The sequence below is a fragment of the Mycobacterium sp. TH-M82 genome (assembly GCF_057473605.1).
Genome location: NZ_JBYCKY010000067.1, coordinates 1 through 2,317, shown reverse-complemented (window position 1 = coordinate 2,317; position 2,317 = coordinate 1). Strand labels below are relative to the sequence as shown.

Here is a 2,317-nt window from a genome sequence, read left to right as displayed (position 1 = left end):
CGTCGAGGACGCCACGGAAACCCCACGGCATGTATCTGAAAAACCACTCGATCTCGTCTGCCCCGTCATAGTCGGGATTGGGATCAAACGGATTCATTTCGACACCTCTCTTCTTGGCGGAGTCTAGTCGCGACGTCAACAGTGCGAGCCGACATTGCATAGACTTCCAACCAGTTGATTGACAGCGTCGCCCGGACCTGCCGCGATAGCGAGTGGACATGCCAAACGAGAACGGACCCTCCCGCCGTGAGGAACTGCTGACGGTTGCCACCAAGCTGTTCGCCACCCGCGGCTATCACGGCACCCGGATGGACGACATCGCCGAGGCGGTGGGACTGAACAAGGCGACCGTCTACCACTATTACGCCAGCAAGTCACTGATCCTCTACGACATCTACCGGCAAGCCGCCGAACGCACGCTGGCCGCCGTGCACGACGATCCGTCCTGGACCGCCCGCGAGGCGCTGTACCAGTACACCGTGCGGCTGCTCACCCAGATCGCCGTCCACCCGGAAGGGGCAGCGGTGTACTTCCAGGAGCAGCCCTACATCGCCGAGTGGTTCACCGCAGAACAGGTCGCCGCGGTGCGGGAGAAGGAGACCCAGGTCTACGAGCACCTGCACGGGCTGATCGACCGCGGCATCGCCAGCGGTGAGTTCTACCGGTGCGACTCGCATGTGCTGGCGCTGGGCTACATCGGGATGACGCTGGGCGCATATCGCTGGCTGCGGCCCAGCGGCCGGCGCAGCGCCAAGGAGATCGCCGCCGAGTTCTCCACCGCGCTGCTGCGCGGGCTGATCCGGGACGACAAGATCCGCGCGGAGTCCCCGCTCGGACCACGGGGCGCCGCCAGCACATCGGCGTCATGACGTCAGCCGTGCTGCGGGAGCTGGTGGCGGTGGTCGGTTCCGGCCACGTCAGCACCGACCCCGATGTGCTGGCCGCCCGCAGCGTCGACCACACCGGCCGCTACCGCGGCCGGGCCGGCGCGCTGGTGCGGCCCGGGTCGGCCGACGAGGTTGCCGCGGTGCTCTCGGTCTGCCGCGACGGTGGCGCGCACGTCACCATCCAGGGTGGCCGCACCTCGCTGGTGGCCGGCACCGTCCCCGAGCACGACGACGTGCTGCTGTCCACCGAACGGCTGAACGCCGTCGAGGACGTCGACGCGACAGAGCGCCGGGTGACCGCCGGCGCCGGCGCCACGCTGGCCGGGGTGCAGCACGCCGTGGCCCGCTGCGCGGCCGGCCTGGTCTTCGGTGTCGACCTGACCGCGCGCGACACCGCGACCGTCGGCGGCATGGCGTCGACAAACGCTGGCGGGCTGCGCACGGTGGCCTATGGCACCATGGGCGCGCAGGTCGCCGGCCTGGACATCGCCCTGCCCGACGGCACGGTGCTGCGCCGGCACTCAGCCGTGCGCGCCGACAACAGCGGCTACGACCTGACCGCGCTGTTCGTCGGCGCCGAAGGCACCCTGGGGGTCATCACCGCCCTGGATCTGCGGCTGCACCCGGTGCACCCGCATCGGGTGACCGCGCTGTGCGGATTCGGCGACCTAGGTGCCCTGGTCGATGCCGGCCGGGTGTTCCGTGACCTCGACGGCATCGCCGCACTGGAAGTCATCGACGCCCGCGCGGGGGTGCTCACCGGCGAGCACCTCGGGGTCACCGCCGGGGTGGGCGGGGACTGGCTGCTGCTGGTGGAACTGGCCGGCGATCATGACCAGGCCGACCGCCTCGCCGGTCTGCTGCGGCGGATGCGGACATCCGACGAGCCGGCGGTCGGTGTAGACGGCACCACCCAGCGGCGGCTGTGGCGGGTACGGGAGGCGGTGACCGAGGTGCTTGGCGTCCACGGGCCGCCGCTGAAGTTCGACGTGTCCCTGCCGCTGGCCGCGATCAGCCGGTTCGCCACCGCCGCGGATGCGCTGATATGCCGGCACGCCCCCGACGCGCTGCCGGTGCTGTTCGGCCATCTCGGCGAGGGCAACCTGCACCTGAACGTACTGCGCTGCCCAGCCGACGCCGAGCCCGAACTGTATCCGGCGATGATGGACCTGATCGCCGGATGCGGTGGCAACGTCAGCTCCGAGCACGGCGTGGGCAGCCGCAAGCGCGGCTACCTTCCGATGTCGCGCGAGCCCGCCGACATCGCCGCGATGCGCACCGTCAAGGCGGCTTTCGACCCGAGCGGCTACCTCAACGCCGCGGTGCTGTTCGGCTGAGGCTGCAGGTAACGTCGCACCGGTGTTCTTCACGATCACCCACCCGATGCACCAACACCCCTACCACCGCGAACTGGCGTGCGGTGCCGGGGT

General features: G+C 69.9%; 2 protein-coding genes. Both read left to right on the top strand.

Annotated elements, in window-relative coordinates:
• Positions 1-218 precede the first annotated feature (218 nt).
• Positions 219-869, top strand: coding sequence for a TetR/AcrR family transcriptional regulator (locus tag AC2VON_RS02125; protein WP_486951459.1), 651 nt, complete (start codon positions 219-221; stop codon positions 867-869).
• A gap of 8 nt (positions 870-877) precedes the next feature.
• Positions 878-2,224, top strand: coding sequence for an FAD-binding oxidoreductase (locus AC2VON_RS02120; protein WP_486951460.1), 1,347 nt, complete (start codon positions 878-880; stop codon positions 2,222-2,224).
• Positions 2,225-2,317: the final 93 nt, after the last annotated feature.